The 20,812-nt window shown below is 71.5% G+C and carries 17 protein-coding genes and 1 pseudogene; 8 read left to right on the forward strand and 10 right to left on the reverse strand.

Annotated elements, in window-relative coordinates:
- Window positions 1–78: 78 nt before the first annotated feature.
- Window positions 79–1,551: a catalase gene (locus MKL09_RS01465; RefSeq protein ID WP_244017273.1), complete on the reverse strand. Its 1,473-nt coding sequence runs from the start codon at window positions 1,549–1,551 to the stop codon at window positions 79–81.
- 396 nt (window positions 1,552–1,947) lie between these two features.
- On the opposite strand from MKL09_RS01465, the gene MKL09_RS01470 reads away from it, so the two are divergent.
- The 7 genes from MKL09_RS01470 to blaOXA all read left to right on the forward strand — a co-directional run bounded on the left by MKL09_RS01470 (window position 1,948) and on the right by blaOXA (window position 9,833).
- On the forward strand, window positions 1,948–3,990 hold the full coding sequence (locus MKL09_RS01470; RefSeq protein ID WP_244017275.1) for a protein meaA: 2,043 nt from the start codon (window positions 1,948–1,950) through the stop codon (window positions 3,988–3,990).
- A 98-nt stretch (window positions 3,991–4,088) separates the two neighbouring features.
- Window positions 4,089–5,774: a methyl-accepting chemotaxis protein gene (locus MKL09_RS01475; protein ID WP_244017276.1), complete on the forward strand. Its 1,686-nt coding sequence runs from the start codon at window positions 4,089–4,091 to the stop codon at window positions 5,772–5,774.
- A 102-nt stretch (window positions 5,775–5,876) separates the two neighbouring features.
- Entirely contained in the window at window positions 5,877–6,359 is a 483-nt protein-coding gene (locus tag MKL09_RS01480; protein ID WP_244017278.1) for a hypothetical protein, read from the forward strand.
- Complete coding sequence (locus MKL09_RS01485) at window positions 6,356–6,922, forward strand: hypothetical protein (RefSeq protein WP_244017280.1); 567 nt, start codon at window positions 6,356–6,358, stop codon at window positions 6,920–6,922. Before MKL09_RS01480 ends, MKL09_RS01485 begins: the two co-directional genes overlap by 4 nt.
- 115 nt (window positions 6,923–7,037) lie before the next feature.
- Window positions 7,038–8,051, forward strand: a complete 1,014-nt coding sequence (locus tag MKL09_RS01490) for an MraY family glycosyltransferase (protein WP_244017282.1) — start codon at window positions 7,038–7,040, stop codon at window positions 8,049–8,051.
- Window positions 8,048–8,968 (forward strand): NAD-dependent epimerase/dehydratase family protein, encoded by a 921-nt coding sequence (locus tag MKL09_RS01495; protein ID WP_244017284.1) that lies wholly within the window; start codon window positions 8,048–8,050, stop codon window positions 8,966–8,968. Before MKL09_RS01490 ends, MKL09_RS01495 begins: the two co-directional genes overlap by 4 nt.
- A 58-nt stretch (window positions 8,969–9,026) precedes the next feature.
- Window positions 9,027–9,833, forward strand: coding sequence for a class D beta-lactamase (blaOXA, locus tag MKL09_RS01500; RefSeq protein WP_279605625.1), 807 nt, complete (start codon window positions 9,027–9,029; stop codon window positions 9,831–9,833).
- A 51-nt stretch (window positions 9,834–9,884) separates the two neighbouring features.
- Here the strand turns inward: blaOXA and MKL09_RS01505 are convergent, their stop codons facing one another.
- The 8 genes from MKL09_RS01505 to MKL09_RS01540 all read right to left on the reverse strand — a co-directional run bounded on the left by MKL09_RS01505 (window position 9,885) and on the right by MKL09_RS01540 (window position 16,570).
- Window positions 9,885–11,888, reverse strand: coding sequence for an SDR family NAD(P)-dependent oxidoreductase (locus MKL09_RS01505; RefSeq protein ID WP_244017288.1), 2,004 nt, complete (start codon window positions 11,886–11,888; stop codon window positions 9,885–9,887).
- 96 nt (window positions 11,889–11,984) lie between these two features.
- Window positions 11,985–12,143 (reverse strand): hypothetical protein, encoded by a 159-nt coding sequence (locus MKL09_RS01510; protein ID WP_167367636.1) that lies wholly within the window; start codon window positions 12,141–12,143, stop codon window positions 11,985–11,987.
- 91 nt (window positions 12,144–12,234) lie between these two features.
- The gene (locus tag MKL09_RS01515) at window positions 12,235–13,116 is read right to left on the reverse strand and encodes a DUF1206 domain-containing protein (RefSeq protein ID WP_244017290.1); all 882 of its coding nucleotides are present in this window, start codon (window positions 13,114–13,116) and stop codon (window positions 12,235–12,237) included.
- Between the two features lie 120 nt (window positions 13,117–13,236).
- The gene (locus MKL09_RS01520) at window positions 13,237–13,578 is read right to left on the reverse strand and encodes a hypothetical protein (protein ID WP_244017292.1); all 342 of its coding nucleotides are present in this window, start codon (window positions 13,576–13,578) and stop codon (window positions 13,237–13,239) included.
- Window positions 13,579–13,640: 62 nt separating this feature from the next.
- Window positions 13,641–14,204, reverse strand: a complete 564-nt coding sequence (locus tag MKL09_RS01525; protein ID WP_244017294.1) for a Uma2 family endonuclease — start codon at window positions 14,202–14,204, stop codon at window positions 13,641–13,643.
- Window positions 14,205–14,268: 64 nt separating this feature from the next.
- On the reverse strand, window positions 14,269–14,814 hold the full coding sequence (locus tag MKL09_RS01530) for a Uma2 family endonuclease (RefSeq protein WP_244017296.1): 546 nt from the start codon (window positions 14,812–14,814) through the stop codon (window positions 14,269–14,271).
- 56 nt (window positions 14,815–14,870) lie between these two features.
- Window positions 14,871–16,028 (reverse strand): M23 family metallopeptidase, encoded by a 1,158-nt coding sequence (locus MKL09_RS01535; RefSeq protein ID WP_244017298.1) that lies wholly within the window; start codon window positions 16,026–16,028, stop codon window positions 14,871–14,873.
- Window positions 16,029–16,102: 74 nt separating this feature from the next.
- Window positions 16,103–16,570 carry a peroxiredoxin gene (locus tag MKL09_RS01540; protein ID WP_244017300.1) on the reverse strand — a complete coding sequence of 156 codons (468 nt, stop codon included), beginning with the start codon at window positions 16,568–16,570 and terminating at the stop codon, window positions 16,103–16,105.
- 176 nt (window positions 16,571–16,746) lie between these two features.
- Here MKL09_RS01540 and MKL09_RS01545 point away from each other — a divergent pair, with 176 nt between their 5' ends.
- Window positions 16,747–20,202: a DUF3971 domain-containing protein gene (locus MKL09_RS01545; protein ID WP_244017302.1), complete on the forward strand. Its 3,456-nt coding sequence runs from the start codon at window positions 16,747–16,749 to the stop codon at window positions 20,200–20,202.
- A 215-nt stretch (window positions 20,203–20,417) separates the two neighbouring features.
- On the opposite strand, the pseudogene MKL09_RS01550 reads toward MKL09_RS01545, so the two are convergent.
- Window positions 20,418–20,812, reverse strand: a pseudogene (locus MKL09_RS01550) (ferredoxin--NADP reductase); the annotation flags it as partial.

A 20,812-nucleotide genomic window follows, 5' to 3' on the forward strand; every position in this document is an offset into this window, starting at 1 on the left:
GCGTTTCGCGCGTGAAAAAGGCGCCGGCACAAGGCCGGCGCCCGCGTATTCAAATTCGGCTTGCGAACCGACCAAGTATTATTCGGCGGCCGCCTGCCGGGCGTCGATCCCGAGACCTTCCGCGACGCCCCGGCCGAAATCCGGGTGCACCTTGTACCAGTGGGCGATCATCCGCTCCTGGATGTGGCGCGGGGAATCGCCCATCGAGGTGACGATGTTCTTCACGAGCCGCTGGCGCTCACCGTCGTCGAGCACCTTCGACCAGAGCTCGCGCGGCTGTCCGTACAGATCCGCGTCGTCGTTCGGCCAGCCGTACCGGGCGGCGTCACCCTGGATCCGCAGGGGCGGCTCGGCGAAGGCCGGATCCTCCACGGGACCGCCGAAGGAATTCGGCTGGTAATCGACCTGCGCGCCGTGGTTGCCGTCGGTGCGCATCGCCCCGTCACGGTGGTAGGTCTGCACCTTGGCGTGCTTGGCCTGGTTCACCGGGATCTGGTGGTAGTTGACGCCGAGCCGGTACCGATGCGCGTCCGAGTACGAGAGGATGCGGTTCTGCAGCATCTTGTCCGGCGAGAAGCCGATGCCCGGCACGACGTTGGACGGCTCGAAGGCCGATTGCTCGATCTCCGCGAAGTAGTTCTCCGGGTTGCGGGTGAGCTCCATCTCGCCGATCTCGATCAGCGGGTAGTCGCCGTGCGGCCAGACCTTGGTCAGGTCGAACGGATTGATCCGGTAGGTGTCGGCGTCGAGCTCCGGCATGATCTGGACGGAGACCTTCCATTTCGGGAAGTCGCCCCGCTCGATCGCCGAGGACAGGTCGGCCGCCGAATAATCCGGATCCGTGCCGGCGATTGTGTCAGCCTCCTCAGCGGAAAAGTTCTGGATGCCCTGCTTCGTGTGGAAGTGGAACTTCACCCAATGCCGCTCGCCGCGCTCGTTCCACAGCGAGAAGGTGTGCGAGCCGTAGCCGTTCATGAACCGGGCCGATTTCGGCGTGCCGCGGTCGCTGTACAGGATCATCACCTGGTGGATCGCCTCGGGCGAGAGGCCCCAGAAATCCCAGCGGCGCCAATGCGGCTTCAGGTGCGTGCGCGGGTCGCGCTTCTGCGTGCGGATGAAGTCCGAGAACTTGATCGCGTCGCGCACGAAGAAGATCGGCGTGTTGTTGCCGACGAGGTCCCAATTGCCCTCCTCGGTGTAGAATTTCAGGGCGAAGCCGCGGGGATCGCGGGCGGTGTCGGCGGAGCCGGACTCGCCGCCCACCGTCGAGAACCGGGCGACCATTGGCACCTCCTGGCCGACCTTGGTCAGCACCTTGGCGCGGGTGTACGGGCTGAGCGACTTGGTCAGCCGGAACGTGCCGTAGGCGCCGTAGCCCTTGGCGTGCACCACCCGCTCCGGGATCCGCTCCCGGTTGAAATGGGCCATCTTCTCGATGAGGTGGTAGTCCTGCATCAACACGGGCCCGCGCGGGCCCACGGTGATGGAATTCTGGTTGTCCGAGATGGGGTTGCCGAACGCGGTGGTCAGGCGCGGGCTCTGATCGGCCATCGCTGTCGCTCCTTGGGGCGCTCGCCGCCGGCCGGTCGGTCCGGCGATGGTGCGCGCGGTGAGTCATGGATCTGGAACCGAGCGCGACGGCGGTCGCGCCGAATTCGGCGGCCGCACCCGTGCGAAACGGTGCCGGGTGCGAGCGCCGGCGGTCCAACGCGCCGGTTCCAGTTTGGAGCCATTAAATTCTAGCTCACCCGCGCACTTGTGAGGCGGTGTCCGAACCGGCGCTTCAAATCCGGCTGTCTGCGCGGACAAGTTTTTTAAAGGCCGCCAAAACACTACTGGTGCACGTTGCACTTCTGTCGCGGATGACGCGCCCGGCCGCCTTCGCTACGGTGCCGCCAAGGCTGCGCCCCGCGCGCGGACACTCAAGAAGACCACACGGAGGCCAGGATGGGCGTGCGCGTCGCGGAAACCACGGGCGACAAGACGCCCCGCGATAAACCCTGGATCATCCGCACCTATGCGGGCCATTCCAACGCGGCCGAGTCCAACGCGCTCTACCGGGGCAACCTCGCCAAGGGCCAGACCGGCCTGTCGGTGGCCTTCGACCTGCCGACCCAGACCGGCTACGACCCCGATCACGAGCTGGCGCGCGGCGAGGTCGGCAAGGTCGGCGTCTCGATCGCGCATCTCGGCGACATGCGGACCCTGTTCCAGGACATCCCGCTCGCCCAGATGAACACCTCGATGACCATCAACGCCACGGCCCCGTGGCTGCTGGCGCTCTACCTGGCGGTGGCCGAGGAGCAGGGCGCGCCCTTCGATGCCCTCCAGGGCACCACCCAGAACGACATCATCAAGGAATACCTGTCGCGTGGGACCTACGTGTTCCCGCCCGCGCCCTCGCTCCGGCTCACCAAGGACGTGATCCTGTTCACGACCCAGAACGTGCCGAAGTGGAACCCGATGAATGTCTGCTCCTACCACCTGCAGGAGGCGGGGGCGACGCCGGTCCAGGAGCTGTCCTACGCGCTGGCCATCGCCATCGCGGTGCTCGACACGGTGCGCGACGACCCCGAATTCGACGAAAAAAGCTTCTCCGACGTGTTCGGGCGGATCTCGTTCTTCGTGAATGCCGGGCTGCGCTTCGTCACCGAGATCTGCAAGATGCGGGCGTTCGCCGAGCTCTGGGACGAGATCGCCCAGGAACGCTACGGCATCGACGACCCGAAGAAGCGGATCTTTCGCTACGGGGTTCAGGTCAATTCGCTGGGACTGACCGAACAGCAACCGGAAAACAACGTCCACCGCATCCTGATCGAGATGCTGGCCGTGACGCTCTCCAAGCGGGCCCGCGCCCGGGCGGTGCAGCTGCCGGCCTGGAACGAGGCGCTCGGCCTGCCGCGGCCCTGGGACCAGCAATGGTCCATGCGCATGCAGCAGATCCTGGCCTTCGAGACCGATCTTCTGGAATATGACGATATCTTCGACGGCTCGAAGGTCATCGAGGCCAAGGTCGAGGCTCTGAAGGCCGAGACCCGGGCGGAGCTGGAGCGGATCCGCGGCATCGGCGGCGCGGTCGCCGCAGTGGAGACCGGCGCCCTCAAGCGCGCCCTGGTCGAGTCGAACGCCAAGCGGATCTCGGCGATCGAGGCCGGTGAGCAGATCGTCGTCGGCGTCAACAAGTGGCAGCAGGGCGAGCCCTCGCCGCTCACCGCCGGGGAGGGCGCGATCTTCTCGGTGTCCGAGACGGTAGAGATGGAGGCGCAGGGGCGCATCCGCGACTGGCGCAGCAAGCGCGACGAGCGGGCCGTCGGCCAGGCGCTCGAAGCCCTGGAGCAGGCGGCGCGCTCGGGCGCCAACATCATGCCGGTCTCGATCGCGGCCGCCAAGGCCGGCGTCACCACAGGCGAGTGGGGCGAGCGCCTGCGGCAGGTGTTCGGCGAGTACCGGGCGCCCACCGGGGTGAGTCTCGAGACCGTCTCCTCCGGGGCGGCCGAGGAGGCCAAGCTCCTGATCGCCGATCTCGGCGAGCGGCTGGGCGAGACGCCGCGGCTCGTGGTCGGCAAGCCCGGCCTCGACGGCCACTCGAACGGCGCCGAGCAGATCGCTTTGCGCGCCCGGGACGTCGGCTTCGACGTCACCTACGACGGCATCCGCCAGACGCCGGCCGAGATCGTCGCCAAGGCGCGTGAGACCGGCGCCCACGTGGTCGGGCTGTCGATCCTGTCGGGCAGCCACGTGCCGCTGGTCCGCGAGGTCCGCGCCCAGATGCGCGAGGCGGGGCTCGACCACATCCCGGTGGTGGTCGGCGGCATCATCTCCCCCGAGGACGAGCTGGTCCTGAAGAACATGGGCGTGCGCGCGGTCTATACGCCCAAGGACTACGCCATCGACGCGATCATGATCGGCCTGGCCAAGGTGGTGGAGAAGAGCCTGGACCGGCAGGGCAGCGCGCAGGAGCAGCCGCGGGAGGGTGCGCAGGTCTACTGAGGCGGCGCGGAATCCCGCGTGCAGGTCTGCCGGGGCAAGCTTGACAGTCTTTTGATAGGAATGTCCCCTGATCCGGTATCGGACCAGGGCGAAGCGACATGCGCACGGGGATCTCCATCGCGGCCAAGCTCGGCGCGTGCCTCGCCGGCCTGGTCCTGCTGATCGTCGCCACCTGCGGCCTCTCCCTGGCCGAACTGCGCGGCATCGATGCGACCGCCGCGCAGCTGCGCGACGTGCGCGTGCCCGCCACCGATGCCCTGGGCTGGATCGGCATCAACATCATGCGCCAGCGGGTCAATGCCGGGCGCCTGATCACCGCCGACACGCCCGAGCAGCGCACGCTGGTCGAGGGACAGATCGCCAAGCGCGACGCACTGCTCGCCACGCAGATCGCCCGGTACGAGGCCCTGCCGCTCTCCCAAGGCGAGCGCGAGGCCTACGGCACCTTCCAGCGGCACCGGGCGACCTACGCCGACCAGCAGCGGGAGGCCGTGGCCAAGGCCGGCGCGGGCGACATCGCGGGCGGCCAGCTGATCTACAACACGGCGATGTCGGACAGCATCGCCGCGATCATGGCCGATTGGGAAAAGCTCGTCGGCCTGAACGCCGCCGGATCGCAGGCGAGCGGCGCGCTGATCGCGGAGACCTATGCGGGTGCCAACCGGAAGATGCTGGCGCTCGGCGGCCTCGCCCTCCTGGTCGCCCTGGGCGCCTTCGTGCTGGTCACGCGCGGCGTCAGCAGGCCGCTCCGGGTGATCGCCGGGGCGACGCAGCGCCTCGCCGCGGGCGATGCCGAGGTCGCCATCCCGGGGCGGGACCGCCGGGACGAGGTCGGCACCCTGGCCGGCGCGCTCGTGGTGTTCCGCGAGACCCTGATCCGGACGCGCGCCCTGGAGGCGGAGACCGCGCAGGCCCGGGCCGACGCCGAGACCCAGCGCCGGGCGGCGACCCACGCCATGGCCGACGCGTTCGAGCAGGCGGTCGGCGGCATCGTCGGCGGCGTCTCCACGGCCGCGACCGAGTTGGAGGTCACCGCCCGCGCCCTGACCGGCAGCGCCGCGGCCTCGACCGACCAGTCCGGCACCGTCGCGGTCGCGGCCCGCGCGGCGGCGGCCAATGTCACCACCGTCGCGGCCGCCGCGGAGCAGCTCGGCGCGGCGGTCCAGGAGATCGGACGGCAGGTGACCGGCTCGGCCGACCTGGCGCGGATCGCCGTGGACGAGGCCATCGGCACCGTCACCCTGGTGCAGGACCTCAGCGCCGCCGCCGCGAAGGTCGGCGATGTCGTCGCGCTGATCTCCGGGATCGCGGCCCAGACCAACCTGCTGGCGCTCAACGCCACGATCGAGGCGGCCCGGGCCGGCGAGGCCGGGCGCGGCTTCGCCGTGGTGGCGACCGAGGTGAAGGAACTCGCCGCCCAGACCGCCCGCGCGACGGAAGACATCACCGGCCAGATCGGCCGGATCCAGGCCTCGACCGGCCAGGCCGTGGCGGCGATCGACGGGATCGGGCGGCGGATCCGCGAGATCGACGGGGTCGCGACCTCGATCGCGGCGGCGGTGGAGGAGCAGGGCGCGGCCACCCAGGAGATCGTCCGCAACGTCGCCGAGGCGGCTTCCGGCACCGGCGCGGTCACCGGCACCATCGCGAGCCTCGCCCAGGCCGCCGGAGAGACCGGCGCCGCCGCCACCCAGGTGCTCGAGGCCGCCTCCGAGATGTCGCGCCAATCCGAGCACCTGACCGCCGAGGTCGGGCGCTTCCTCGCGACGGTCCGGGCGGCGTAGGGCGGCCTTCCGAAGGGCGGTCGCCCTCGTCGGCCGCGAAGCGGTTCTGTAGGATCATGCCGCCCGCCGGATTCGCCCGGTGCCGGATCGGAGACACGCCGCATGGCCCTGAAGGAGACGATTCAGCGCCTTCGGGACGCGGGCGGCGACCGCGAGGAGCCGGCCGCTCTCGTGACACGCTGGCAGGGCGCGGTGTCCGGGCTCTACGACGCGATCGCCGCGTGGCTGAAGCCGTTCGTCGACGATGGCGGGATCATCTTGGAGCGCCGGCTCAAGCCGATGCACGAGGCGGCGACGGGCGCCTACGAGATCGAGCGACTGGACATCGAGGTCGGGACCGAGACCGTGCGGCTCGACCCGATGGGCACCGTCGTGATCGGTGCCCGCGGCCGGATCGACATGTCGCGCCTGGGCAGCGGGGACCCGCTGTTCCAGGTGCTTGCGGGACCCGCCGAGCAGCCGGGCTGGAGCATCGTCCAACCCTCCGCGCGGAGCCGTTCGACCCCGCTCACGAAAGAGTCCTTCGAGACGGCATTGGACGCGCTGCTCACGGCATACGACCTGGGTACGGACCCGCGCCTGTGAACGGGCACCGGTTCGACGCCTCGTACAGCGCGCTCCAATCCCAGCTCGGAGCGCATGCCTATGCCCGGCAGGCGGCCTTGCGGCGGACGGCCTCGGCGGATCTTCTGAGTCAGCTCGGCGTCGCGGTGGGCGATGTCGTGAAGGACCGCCGGAAGGCGATCCAGGAGCATTTCGAGCGCGTCGGGCGGCAGATCCGGCGGCAGGGCTTCACCGACCTCGTCGCCGCGTTCGAGGCGGATCTGTTCCGTCTGATCGGGGTGGCGTCGAGCAAGGTGCGTCATGTCTTGGACCTGCACTACGACGCGGCCTTCCCGTTCGCCGCCTGCCGTGAGGACCTCGCCCGCACGAGTGCGGATTTCTCGAACCTCGGCGGATACCGGCGCCTGCTGGCCGTGACCGCCCAGAGCCGAGCCGATCCCCGGAAGGATCTGTGGGACGTCATCGCGTATCGGGACTTCCTCGCACACGGGGCGCGATGGCCCTGTCCGGCCGCACCGCCGACCATCGACTTCGCCTACGCGACGCTCGCGAACGAGATCGACCGGGTCGCCGCCGGCCAGTGACGCGACCGGGTCCGATCGCAGGCTGCGACATGCATGACGGCCATCGCCAGCCGAGACGCGATAGAACCGGCGGCCATTCCCGCGACCAAGCACAAGCAGCGGACCATCGAACACCGTGACGCCGATCCTCCTCCTCGCCGTCCTGCTCGCCGCCGCCCTGTCGGCCGGGCTGATCCTGCGGTTGCGGCCGGTGCTGCAGCGCTACGCCCTGGCGCGACCGAACGCCCGGTCGAGCCACACCGTGCCGACGCCACAGGGCGGCGGGATCGCCGTGGTGACGGCGCTGGTGACGATCTCCGGGCTGCTGATCGCGGCGCCCGAGATCGGCGGCCGGCCGGACTGGATCGGGCTCGCGAGCGGCATCCTGGTGCTGGCCATCCTTGGCGCTGTGGACGACCTGCGGCCGCTGCCGGCCGGCCTGCGGCTCATCGTGCAGGCGGGCGTCGTCGGCGTGCTGGTCTGGCAGCTCGACGGGCGGCTGCTGTCCGGAGCGCCGCTGTGGCTGGAAAGAGGCCTCGCGCTGCTGGCAGGCCTCTGGTTCGTGAACCTGACCAACTTCATGGACGGGCTCGACTGGATGACGGTGGCCGAGATCGTCCCGGTCTCCGGTGCGCTCCTGGGGCTCGGGCTCGCCGGATACCTGCCGGCGCTGCCGGTCCTGGTGGCGGCCTGCCTGCTCGGGGCCATGCTCGGCTTCGCGCCGTTCAACCGGCCCGTCGCAAAACTCTTCCTCGGGGATGTCGGCGCGCTGCCGGTCGGGCTCGTCACCGCGTGGCTGCTCTGCCAGCTCGCCCTGGCGGGGGGGCTCGCCGCCGCCCTGCTGCTGCCGCTGGTCTACCTCGCCGATGCCAGCCTGACGCTCGCCGCCCGGGCCGCCCGGGGCGAGCGGGTCTGGGAGGCGCATCGCGGCCATTACTACCAGCGCGCCACCGATAACGGCCTGACCGTCTTGAGCGTCGTGGCGCGGGTGTTCGCGGTCAACCTCGTCCTGGCCGGGTTCGCCGCCGCGACCTTGCTTTGGCCGTCCTGGCCGGTCACGCTCGGGGCGCTCGCGGCTGGGCTCGCCCTGGTCGCCGCCCTGCTCCGCCGCTTCGCCCGCGCCCCCGCCGAAGGTGTTGCCCACTCGTGACCGGATTGATCGCGCTCACCGGGGCGACCGGGTTCATCGGCCGCCACCTGCTCGCCGACCTCACCGCCCGCGGCTACCGGGTCCGGGTGCTGCTGCGCCGGCCGGCGTCCCTGCCGGACGGCGCCGCGAGCGCGGTGGTCGGCGACCTGACCCGCCCGATCAACATGGCGGCGGCGCTCAGCGGCGTCGACGCCGTGGTGCACTCGGCGGGCTTGGCCCACGCCATGTCGGGGGCGCCCGAGGATGATTACCGCACCCTCAACACCGAGGCGACGCGCCGGCTCGCGGAGGCCGCTTCCCGGGCGAAGGTGCGCCGGTTCGTGTTCCTGTCCTCGATCCGCGCGCAGGTCGGCGCCAGCGCGCCCGGTATGGTCGGGGAGGGCGATGATCCACGGCCCACCGACGCCTACGGCCGCTCCAAGCTGGAGGCCGAGCGGGCGTTGGCCGAGACCGGTCTCGACTGGGTCGCGCTCCGCCCGGTCCTGGTCTACGGCGCGGGCGTGAAGGGCAACATGGCCGCGCTGCTGCGGCTCGCCCGCAGCCCCTATCCCCTGCCGCTGGGCGGGCTGGCGGCGCGGCGCTCGTTGATCTCCCTGGAGAGCCTGTCGGGCGCCGTGGACGCGGTCCTGCGGGCGCCGGCCCCGATCCGATCCGCCCTGATCGCCGCCGATCCGGACCCGCTCAGCCTGGCCCAGATGCTCACGGCGCTGCGCGCCGGCCTCGGCCGCAAGCCCGCCCTGGTCCCGGTTCCGGCCGGCCTCCTCGGGCTCGCCTGCCGGCTGACCGGCCGGGAGGCGCTGTTCGCCCGGGTGGCCGAGGGCCTGGAGGCCCGCGCCGACGGCCTCGCGGCGCTCGGATGGCGCCCGGCCGCGCCGACCCGGGACGGGCTGGCGCGATTGGCGCGGGAGGGGGGCTGAGCGACTGCGGCAGCCTGCTCAAGCCCACGCCCAACGTCCTATGGTGGTCGCGATCGTCATGCGGATATCGGCAATCCTCTTCCTCGGCTTCATCGCGTTCGTCGGCCCAGCGCACGCGAGCGAAGTTGTGTGCACCGCGATTGCCGACGCCACGGACGGCCGCATCCTGCTCCAGCGCGGCGATTGCGACCGGCAAGTCACGCCGGCTTCGACCTTCAAGATCGCCATCAGCTTGATGGGCTTCGATGCTGGATTCCTCACGGACGTGCACAGCCCGGCCCTCCCGTTCCGCGGCGGCGACGCGGCATGGAATCCGTCCTGGCGGAAGACCGTCGATCCCGAAAGCTGGATCCGCGATTCCGTGGTCTGGTACTCCCAGCGTGTCACGCGCGCCCTCGGCGCGGGCCGGTTCCGGGCCTACGTGACACGGTTCGGCTACGGCAATGCGGACGTGTCCGGAGATGCCGGCCAGGCCGACGGCCTGACGCGGGCGTGGCTGAGTTCATCCCTGGCGATCAGCCCACTGGAGCAGGTAGCCTTTCTGAGCCGGCTCGCCCGGCATGACCTGCCCGTCTCAGACGCGGCTCTGGCGATGACCGAAACCCTCATGCGGATCGAGGCCCCCTCGGATGGCTGGGAGATCCACGGCAAGACCGGCACCGGCTTCCCGCGCAACCCGGACGGCTCCCTCGACGAGGCGCGTGGCTACGGATGGTTCGTCGGCTGGGCACGCCGCGGTCCCGAGACCGTGGCCTTCGCGCGCCTCATCCAGGACGATCGACGCGAGGCCGGGCCGGCCGGGATCCGGGCACGTACGGCGATGATCGCCGACCTGCCCCAGCTCCTTACGGCGGTGGGGCGCTGATCGCGCGGCGGCCTGCCGGGACTTTCCGTCGTCTCAAAGCCACCGGTTCGATCAACCGATCGCCGCGCTCGCCGCACCGGATGGCGGCTCGGCTTCGACCGTGGTCGCGGCAGAGGAGGCAGCCCCACGCCCGGCCGGCCGTTGCGCGTGGCGCTCACGGAAATGCGGCACCGCCGCCTCGAACACGGCTTCCGCGGCCGCCCGGTCGCCCGCCGCCACGGCTTCCCGGAGCTGCGCCACCCAGGCGTCGAGCCGGGCGCGGTCGGCGAAGACCGGGCGGGCCGCCATCACGCCGTCGATGCCCGGCAGGGTGACCCGGGGCTCCTCCCGGGCGAACAGGATCTCGTTGAGCCGCTCGCCGGGCCGGGCGCCGGTATACGCGATCTCGATCTCCGCCCCCGGCTCGAACCCGGCCAGCCGGATCATCCGCTCGGCGAGCTCGGCGATCCGCACCGGCTGGCCCATCTTGAGCACGTAGACCGCAGCGCGCTCCGCCTCCGGGGCGGCCCGGCCCTCGCCGTCCGCGTGGGAGGCCGCGGTCAGCACGAGGTCGCAGGCCTCGCGCACGGTCATGAAGTAACGGACCATGTCGGGATCGGTGACCGTGACCGGGCCGCCCCGGGCGATCTGCGCCTTGAACACCGGCACCACCGAGCCAACCGAGCCGAGCACGTTGCCGAAGCGCACCGCGATCAGCCGGGTCGGATGGTCCGGCTTCGCGGATTGCTCGGCGTCCAGCGCCTGGGCGACCATCTCGGCGAAGCGCTTGGTGACGCCGAGCTGCGAGACCGGCTCGATCGCCTTGTCGGTGGAGACCATCACCAGCGCCCGGGCGCCCGCGGCCACCGCGGCCTCGGCGACGTTGATCGAGCCGAACACGTTGGTCTTGATGCCCTCCTGCCAGTCGCGCTCCAGGTAGGGCACCTGCTTGAGCGCGGCGGCGTGGACCACGCAATCGGGCCGGAACGCCGCGATGACCTGATGGACCCGCTCCCGGTCGCGGATGTCGGCGAGCACGCCGGTCACCGCGGCCTGGGCGGACAGGATCGCCGGGTGGCTGAGGATGCCGTGCAGCGCCGGCTCCGAGGATTCGAGCACCAGCACCGCGGCGGCCCCGAAGGCCACGGCCCGCAGGCAGATTTCCGAGCCGATCGAGCCGCCGCCCCCCGTCACCACCACCCGGCGACCGGCCAAAAACGCCTCGAGGCGCGGCCGGTCGATCGCCACGGTGGGGCGCAGGAGCAGATCCTCGATCTCGAGGGGCGCCAGCTCGGGGCCCTGCGCGCCCTCGCCGAGCCCGACCACGCGGGCGAGCGGCAGGCCGAGCCGCCGGGCGCGGGCGATGAGATCGTCGGGGGCGGCCTCCGGCACCAGGGCGCTCGGGGCGGCCACCAGCCGCCGCACCGGCTCGCCGCCGGCCGTCAGCTCCGCCACCACCCGTTCGAGATCCCGGAAGCCGCCGAGCACGGGCACGCCGCGCATGAACTGCCCGGTCTCGTCCGCCCGGGGCGACAGGATCCCGCGGGGCGCCAGCTTGCGGACCGAGCCGGTCTCGATGGCGCGGATCAGCACGTCGAGATCGGCCCCGCGCCCGAGCAGCAGCGTCGGCACGGTGGCGGCCCGGGCGCTGGATTGCCGGGAGCGGGTGTCCTTCAGGTACCGGAACGCGAGGCGCGCGCCCCCGAGCAGAAAGATCTGCAGGACCCAGTACAGAAGGATCGCGATCTTGCCGAAGAAGTAGAAGCCGTAGAGGTCGGACGAGACCAGGACCCAGTCGGTCACCAGCAGGGCCAGCGCCAGGACGCTCGACGCCCGGACGATCCCGGCGAGATCCTGCAGCGAGGCGAAGCGCCACTTGGTCCGGTACAGCCGGAACCGGCCGTAGACGAGGCCGGCAAAGAGCAGGAACGGCGGCAGCAGCAGCGGCAGGGCGTGCAGGCGCTCGTCCAGTATGCCGCCCTGGAAGCGGAACAGGAAGGTGAGCACCACGGCGGCGGCGGTCGCCGCGAGGTCGTGGGCCACCATCACCGCGATCTTGTAGAAGCGCTGCTGCATCGGGGGCCGGATGGGGTGCCGCGCGGTATCCGCCGCGGCATCCGCCCTGTCAACGCGGGGCCGGACGCCGCGAGGGCGCCAGGCCGGTCGGTCGTGCTACTTGACGATCGCGCCGGAGAAGCCGGTCTTGAAGTTCTTCTGGTAGGTCCGGCCCTTGAGCGGGTAGACCTTGTCGACGAGCAGGGTCTTGACGCGCTCGTTGAAGTCTTCGGTCGTTACGGTCTGCGCCTTACCCGTAATCAGCGTCCTGGCCATCATCGTCTCCGCGTCGTCGCCCAGGGCACGGTATTGCGCGGAGGGTGAACTCTACATGGGGCATCAACCAAAAAATACAAAGGTTTATCTTTCAGGTGAGCGCCCGGACAGCCGCTCCAGCCGCGTCGTCGACCCGGTCGATATCGGGGGCATCGATGTGCCGGTAGCGGGCCTGGATCAGTCCGAACGCCCCGAAGGCGGCATGCCCGGCCCCGACCAGGGCGAGCAGGATCCAGCCGTAGGGCTGGGCACGCAGCAACGCGAAGGCCTCGGCCAGGCCCTTCGCGTCCGACGAGCGCTGGTGCCAGGCCGCCGCCACCAGGAATCCGCCGATGATCAGGAAGGCGATGCCCCGGGCCGCGTAGCCGAAGCGGCCGATCGGGCCGGCCCAGCGGTCGCGGGCCTGGGCGTCGAGGGCGAGCCGGTCGGTGACATCGCCCCGCCAGGCCTTGCCCAGGACTCCCTTGCCCAGGACTCCCTTGCCCAGGAACCCGAAGCCGCCGCCGATCACCCCGAGCCCGCCGAGCGCCACGGGCCAGCGGCCGAAGGGTTTTGCCAGGAGCCAGGCGGTGCCGTCATGCATGCCGTCGCCGCCGCTCGTGCCGAGGCCGAGGCTGAGCGAGGCCGCGCTGACGGCCAGGCCGAGATAGATCGCGGCGCTGATCAGGTGAGCGCCGCGCACCGCCAGCCCCTTGGCGGAGGTACCCCGGCGGTCGGCATCGGTCACGCCCTCGACCAGGCGCCAGAGCGCGAAGCCGACCAGCCCCAGGGCGATCAGCCCGACCAGAACCGCGCCGAACGGCCCGCCCAGGACGGCGCGCAGGGCATCCTTGCTGTCGCCGGCCCGGCCGCCCTGGCCGAGGGCGGCGAGCAGCGCCAGGGCGCCGACCACGCCATAGACGATCCCGCGGGCGCCGTAGCCGAGGCGGGCGATGCGCTCGATCGTGTTGCGCCCGCCGGGGAAGGGCGTCATGCGCGGCACCGGCACAGGCGGGGTCTTGGGTTCGGCACGGGCGGGATCCGGTGGCGCGGGCCCGATCAACGTCCGGAGGCCCGGACCCGATCCGTTGCCAGCTCTACACCGGCCGCCGGATCACATCGGGACCCGGTCCGCCCGACCGGCCAAGGCGACGTAGAAGCCGAGGCCGTCCTGGGCCGGCAGGGTGTGCAGGCGCTCGATCAGCCCGCGGCGCTTGGCGTCCAGGAGCAGGCGGCCCGCCGGCTGGAACAGGGTCTCGCCGCCGCCCTCCGGGGGCGGGTCCAGGCGGATCGCCACGGTCTTGCCCTTGGCGAAGCGGCTGCGCTCCAGCATGTCCTTCAGCGACGCTTCCGCGGTCGCCCGGTTGGCGCCGCGCAGGTCGAGCACCGATTCCGCGTCCGTCACGCCCAGGGCGCCGCGCAGCTTGGCCGCGTAGAAATCTTCGAAGTGGGGCAAGTCGGTGCCTTGACGCTCTGCTGGGCCGGACGAACCGGCACGTTGCGATCGGGTGCGGGGCCTCAGACGGCGAGACCACGGTAGATGTCGCGCACCGGCACGGTGCCGTCGAGTTCCGGCAGCGCAAGGCTGCCGTCGAGGCCGAGCGCCTGGACGCTCCAGTCGTCGGCCTCCCGGCGCCAGGCCTCGACGCGCGCCTCGTCGGAATAGACGATCAGCAGGACCTTGAGACTCGGGACCGTGCGGTAGAAGTCGATCTTGCGGCCCCGGTCCAGGCTCATGGTCGAGGGCGACAGCACCTCGGCCACCAGCAGCGGATCCTCGGCATAGCCGTCCGGCAGCGGCGGCCCGCAGCGCACCACCACGTCGGGGATCGGCACGAAATCGTCCTGCGCGGCGCTGACGATCCCGAGGCCGGGGAGGGCGCGGCAATCCTTCCCGTCGGCGAGGTCGCCGATTCGGCGGATCAGGTTGGCGACGATCGCTTGGTGACGCTCGCGCGGCGGCGACATGAGCACAGGCTCGCCGTCGAGCAGCTCCCAACGCTCCGCGTCCGGACGGCTGTCCGTCCAATGCCTGAACTCGGCGACCCGCATGCGCGCGTCGCGCTTCGCGGCCAAAGCCATCGCCGCCCTCCGATGATCCGGGCGCGATGGTAGCACCCGCGACGGTGCCCGCAACAGCGCCGGTTCAGAAGGCAACCCGGGCGTAGGCCTCGCCCACCGGCAGGGCGCCGCCGAGTTCCGGCAGGACAATGGCCTCGCCCGGCCCGGCGACCCGCATCGTCCAGTCGGCATCCCGGCGCCAGACCTCGATCCGGGCCTCGTCCTGATAGACGATCAGCAAGGTCTGGAGACTCGGAACGGTGGCGTAGAAGGCGAGCTTGCGGCCCCGGTCGTTGGTCATGGTGCCGGGCGAGAGCACCTCGGCGATCAGCAGCGGGTCATCAATGTAGCCGTTGGGCGGCATCGACCCGCAATGGACCACGACGTCCGGGTAGGGCGCGTAATCGTCCATCGCGTCGCTGAGGATCGCGAGGCCCGGATAGGCGCCGCAGCCGCGCGGCTCGGCCAGCGCGTCGAGATGCGTGAGCAGGTTGGTCACGATGCGCTGGTGCCGGGCGCTCGGCGGCGCCATCAGCACCGGCTCGCCGTCGAGCAGTTCCCAGCGCTCCTCGTCCGGGCGCGGCTCGACCCAGCGCCGATACTCGGCGACGCTCATGCGCCCAGCGTGCATCGCGGCCTCCGATCGGACACGCCACGCTATCATGGACCGAAAAATCCGGCACCAGTTCAATCGGTTGCCAGCGCCGCCGCGAGGTCCCCGCCGGCCTCGAGGAAGCGCTGCGGGTCGACCGGCTCGCCGTCGATCCGGGTCTCGTAATGCAAATGCGCCCCGGTGGAGCGCCCGGTCGAGCCGACCAGGCCGACCACGTCCCCCGCGACGACGCGCTGGCCCGGGCGGACGAGGATGCGGGCGAGATGGCCGAACCGGGTGACGACGCCGTGGCCGTGGTCGATCTCGACCATGTTGCCGTAGCCGCCGGCATAGTCCGCGGCGCTCACCCGGCCGGGCGCGGTGGCGCGGGCGGGCTCGCCGGACTCGGCCTTGAGATCGAGGCCGGTATGGAGCGCCAGACCCCGGGTGAACGGGTCGAGGCGGGTGCCGAACGGGCTCGACACGACTGGCTCGCCGCCTGTCGGCCGGCCCAGCGGCAGCGCGGCGGCGAGCCGGTGCAGGCGCGCGCCGTCATCCAGCGCCCGGCGGGCCAAGTCCAGGTTGCTCGCGAAGCCGGTCGCGAACCCGTCCAGGGCGCGGGCGTCGAGGGGGACCAGCGGGCCGCCGGTTCCAGCCGTCGTGGGATCGAGGCGATCGGGGTCGAGGCCGGTGCGGCCGATCAGCCCGCGCAGGCGCCGGACCGTGTCGCCGGCCCGCTCGACCACCCGGGCGAGGCGCTCGCCCTGCGCGGCCCGCAGGCCGTCGAGGCGGGCCTCCAGGCGGATCAGCCCGGTCTCGGCATCGATGGCGCTCCGGCGGGGCAGGGCGGGGAACCGGGACGGCGCGCCCGCCTCGGCCGGTCGCAGGTCGAACCCGTCCGGGCCGTCGTCCGGACGCGGCAGCGCGCCGGTTGTGAGCGGATCGGGGGGCTGGACGCCGAGGCCGGCCAGGGCCGCCTGCCGACGCTCTAGCTCGGCCTGGCGCTCGAGGGCCGCCGCGACCCGCTCGGCCAGGCTCGATTCCGCTCCGACCCGGTCGCGGCCGGCCCGGTCGAGCCGGTCCCGCAGCTCGGCGAGCCGGGCTTCGTAGGCGTCCCGCATCGCCCCCTGGCGCGCGACGAAGCCGGCGAGCACGTCGTCGTGGAACACGATCAGGTAGGAGGCGCCGAGCGCCCACAGGAGGGCGAGGGCGAACCCGGCGGCGAGGAGTTTCGGAGGCAGCGGGCGATGCATCGGGACGGCCCCGTGGGAGCCGCCATTCAGACCCGCTTAGGGTTAAGGATCCGTCGCGCTGCTCCCCCGCCCGCTCACGGCAGCGCCCGGGCGGCCTCCAGAACCGCCTCGGCATGGCCGGGCACCTTCACCTTCGGCCAGACCTTGGCGATGCGGCCCTCGCGGTCGACCAGCACGGTGGTGCGCTCCACGCCCATGTACGTGCGCCCGTACATGCTCTTCTCGACCCAGACCCCGTAGGCCTCCAGCACACCCTTGTCCTCGTCGGAGGCGAGCGGGAAGGCGAGGCCGTACTTGCCGCAGAACTTGTCGTGGCTCTTCACCGGGTCCGGCGACAGGCCGATCACCGTCGCGTCGGCCTCGCCGAAGGCCGGCAGCAGGCCGTTGAAGTCCTGCGCCTCCAGGGTGCAGCCACTCGTGTCGTCCTTCGGGTAGAAGTAGAGCACGATCTTGTGACCGCGGAGCGCCGACAGCGCGATCCGCCCTCCGCCGGATGCGGGCAAGTCGAAATCGGGGGCCGGATCGCCCTCTGACAATGGCATCGTGCCTTCCTTTCGGCCGATTGATGGTGTGCAGTCCCGCCGTGCGCGGAAGCCCCGTGAGGTTGCGCCGCGCCGCCCGACCAGAACTCGGAGTCACGCCCGCTGTAAAGCGCGGTCGCGCTTCGATCCACCGGCCGCGGAGTTCCGCGCGCGAAGCCCCCGGAACAAGGGTCCCGATGGCGGACGAGACGACCTTGGCAGCCAAGCCTCGGGGGAGGGCGCGACGCTGGGGCGGGTTCTGCCTCGTCGGCGCGCTCGCCCTGGTGCTGCTCGTCGGCGGCGGGATCGGGCTGGCGGCCCTGCGCCTGTCCAACGGCCCTCTGCAGATCGACGCCCTGTCGCGCCGGGTCGCGGCCGCCGTGGCCGAGCGGATCGGGCCGGGCTGGAGCATCGGGATCCGCGGCAGCAGCCTCGAGCTCGACCGCGAGAACGCCCTGAGCCTGCGCTTCTCCGGCCTCGACATCCGCAACCCGCAGGGCGACCTTGTGGTGCGGGCGCCGCTCGCCGTGGTCAGCCTCGACCCCTGGGGCCTCCTGCACCTCAACCTGCAGCCGCGCTCAATCGAGTTCCGCGAGACGCAGACCACCGCCCTCGTGCACCGGGACGGCTCCATCGCGTTCGCGGCCTCCGAGGCCAACCACCCGGTCGATATCGAGCCGCACACGCCGCCGAGCGTGGACGCGGCGCGGGGCAAGGTCTCGCCGCTGTCGGCGACCTTGGCCTCGATCTTCGGCGTGGTGCTGGATTCCAGCGGCGTCGTCGGCGCCCTCGACCGCGCCCGCATCACCGATGCGCGGCTGCGGCTGATCGACGACGACGGCCGCGAGCGCGCGGTGTTCGCCCGGGTCAACGGGCTGTTCGGGCGTGATCCGGTCAATGGAACCCGCAACTTCGAGTTGCGGCTCGACGGCCCCCACGGCGAGTGGCGCTTCGGTGGCGCCCTGCGCGAGGGCGGGGAAACCCAGGCGCGCTCGGGGGTCATCACCCTGGACGACCTGCCGGTGCCCGACCTGCTGCTGCTCTCGGGGCAATCGAGCCTGCCGTTGACCACCGACCTTAAGCTCTCGGCCCGCGCCGACGTGAGCCTGGTGGCCGGGCGGATCACGACCATGAACGCGAAGGTCCATACCGGCGACGGCACGTTCCTGATCGAGGAGAAGGACTTCAATCCGGTCACGGTCGAGAGCCTGGACGCGACCCTGAACTGGGACGAGGCGGCCCGCGTCATGGCGCTCACCGGCCTGGATTACCGGGGGGCCGGCAACGCGGTGCACCTGACCGGCACCTGGACCGGGAGTCCGCCGGACGCCGCCACGGCCTGGACCGCGACGCTGTCGGGGCGCGACGCGACCTTGCGCGGGGCGACCCCGAAGGACGCGCCGGTGAAGATCGACGCGCTCGACGCGCAACTCACCGGCCGGGACGGCGGCATCGCCATCGACGCGCTCAACGTCGTGGCCCCGGGCGTACAGGGGGTGATCACCGGCACGATCGGCACCACGGCCGACGACGGCGGCCTGACGCTCCGCATCCTCGGCCATGACGGCGAGGTCCGGACCGGGTTGCGGCTGTGGCCGGAGCATATCGCGCCGCCGGCCCGCACCTACCTGGTGGACCAGCTGCGCCGCGGCCGGATCGAGTCCGTTGACATCCGCGTGAAGATGTCCGGCACGGTTCTGGCCGCCGCGACCAAGGGCGAGCCGGCCCCCGACGACTCGGTGCATATCGACTTCCGGGTCTCCGACGCGGCGCTGGACGTCACCGCCGACGCGCCGCCGGTGGTGAAGGGCAACGTCTCCGGGACGATCACCGGGCGCTCGACCACCGTGCGCAACGTGACCGCCGAGGTGCGCGGACCGGACGGCCGCGGGCTGGCGATCTCGGACGGCAGCTTCGTGATCCCGCAGATCATGCCGGACCGGGTCGTGGCGCAGATCGGCATGCGGCTCTCCGGCGGCGCCGACGGCATGGCCTCCGTGCTCCAGGCCAAGCTGTTCAAGAGCCTGATGAGCGTCGATCTCGACCCGGCCACGATCAAGGGCGGCGCCGACCTGCGGGTCGACTTCCCCCTCGACCTCAAGCACGTGCCGGACCTGCCGAACCTGCCCGTGACCCTGTCGGGGACGCTCTCCGACCTCTCGGTCGACAAGGTGATGGGCAAGGACCGCCTGGAAGCGGGCAAGTTCGCCCTGTTGTACGACCGCGGCGCCTTCACCCTGAAGGGCGACGGCCGGGTCGGCGGCGCGCCGATCTCGGTGGACATGCGCCAGCCCAAGGTCGGCCAGCCCGGCGAGGCGGTGGTCAACCTCGCCCTCGACGAGGCCCTGCGGGCCAAGAAGGGCCTGCCGACCGCGCCGCTTCTCTCGGGCACGATCCCGGTCCGCGCCGTGGTGCCGATCGGCCGGCCGGGATCCGGCAAGCCGCCGATCAAGATCGAGGCGGATCTCGCCAAGGCTGGCATCGACGGGCTGCTGCCCGGACTGACCAAGCCGGCGGGCAAGCCGGGACGCCTCAGCTTCACGCTGGTGGAGAACGGCCAGAGCTACGATCTGCGCGACTTCGCCCTCGACGCCGCCCCGGCCGCCGCCCGCGGCAGCCTCACGATCAGCCCGGAAGGCGGCCTGGAGCGCGCCGACCTGACGAGCGTCAAGCTGTCCCCGGGCGACGACCTGCGGGTGAGCCTCGACCGCACCGGCACCGGCTACAAGGTCCTGGTCCGCGGCGCGGTGGTCGATGCGCGGCCGTTCCTGAAGTCGCTCGGCGGGCCGGACGCCAAAAGCGGCAAGGAGGCGAAAGATGCGAACCCGAAGGATGTCGACGCCGATATCCAGGTGCCGATCGTGGCGGGCTTCAACGACGAGGCGCTGACCAACGCCAACCTGCGGCTGACCCTGCACGGACGGACCCTGAAAGCCGCCAACATCACCGGGCGGTTCCGCGCGGCCCCGTTCGCCGCCACCGTCACACGGGGCGAGCGCGGCGTGCCGACGCTCGCGGTGGAATCGGCCGATGCCGGCGCGACGTTGCGCTTCGTCGACGTCTACCGCCGGATGCAGGGCGGGCGCCTCACCGCCGGGATCGGCCTCAACGACGGCCCGCAGGCCGGCGTGGTCCAGATCCGCGACTTCTCGCTGCGCAACGAGCCGGCCCTGTCGAGCATCATGGCCCAGGGACCGGAGCCGGCCGAGGCGGACACGGCCCGCGGCCGCCGGATCGCCCCGGGCCGGGCGGCCGGGGACGTGACCTTCGACCGGATGCGGGCGAATTTCGTGCGCAGCGGCAGCCGGGTCGATTTCAGCGACGCAGCGATCTCCAACGCCGCGATGGGCTTCACCCTGTCGGGCTGGCTCGATACCGGCCGGGAGCGCACCGACATGACCGGCACCTTCGTGCCGCTCTACGGGCTCAACAACGTCGCCTCGCAATTGCCGCTGCTCGGGCCGCTGCTCGGGGGCGGGCACAACGAGGGCCTGTTCGCCGTCAATTTCCGCGTCTCCGGCAAGCTCGCCTCCCCGGACGTGAGCGTGAACCCGCTCTCGGCGATCGCCCCGGGCTTCCTGCGCAAGCTGTTCAGCGCCGGCGGCGGCCCCTTCGCGGACGGCGTCCCGACGGTGCCGCAGGGCGAGCGCTGAGCTTCATCCCGTCCGGCGGGACGTTTTCGCGCGGCACCGTCATTGCGAGCGGAGCGAAGCAACCCAGGGAAACGCCACCTTCGGGGATCGCGCGCTGCCCTGGGTTGCTTCGCTATGCTCGCAATGACGAACAGGCGACGATGAACGCCGTCGCAGAGGCATGAAAAAACCCGGCGCGGCGGACCGCACCGGGCTGAACGCAAAGTGCAAAAAAACTACTTCTCGACGAAGGCTTTCTCGATCACGTAGTGGCCGCCCTCGCCGTGATTGCCTTCCTCGTAACCGCCGGTGCTCAGCAGCTCGCGGGTGTCGCGGATCATGTCGGGGCTGCCGCAGAGCATGAAGCGGTCCGCCTCGACCGACATGGCCGGCAGGCCGATATCGGAGAACAGCTTGCCCGAGACCATCAGGTCGGTGATCCGGCCGCGGTTGCGGAACGGCTCGCGGGTCACGGTCGGGTAGTAGATCAGCTGGTTCGAGATCATCTCGCCCAGGAACTCGTGCTTGGGCAGGGATTCCGTGATGGTCTCGCCGTAGGCCAGCTCCTGCACCTGGCGGCAGCCATGGACCAGCACGACCTTCTCGAACCGGTCGTAGGTCTCCGGGTCCT

Origin of the sequence: Methylobacterium sp. J-048 (assembly GCF_022829515.1) — a bacterium.
In the GTDB taxonomy this organism is placed as follows: domain Bacteria; phylum Pseudomonadota; class Alphaproteobacteria; order Rhizobiales; family Beijerinckiaceae; genus Methylobacterium.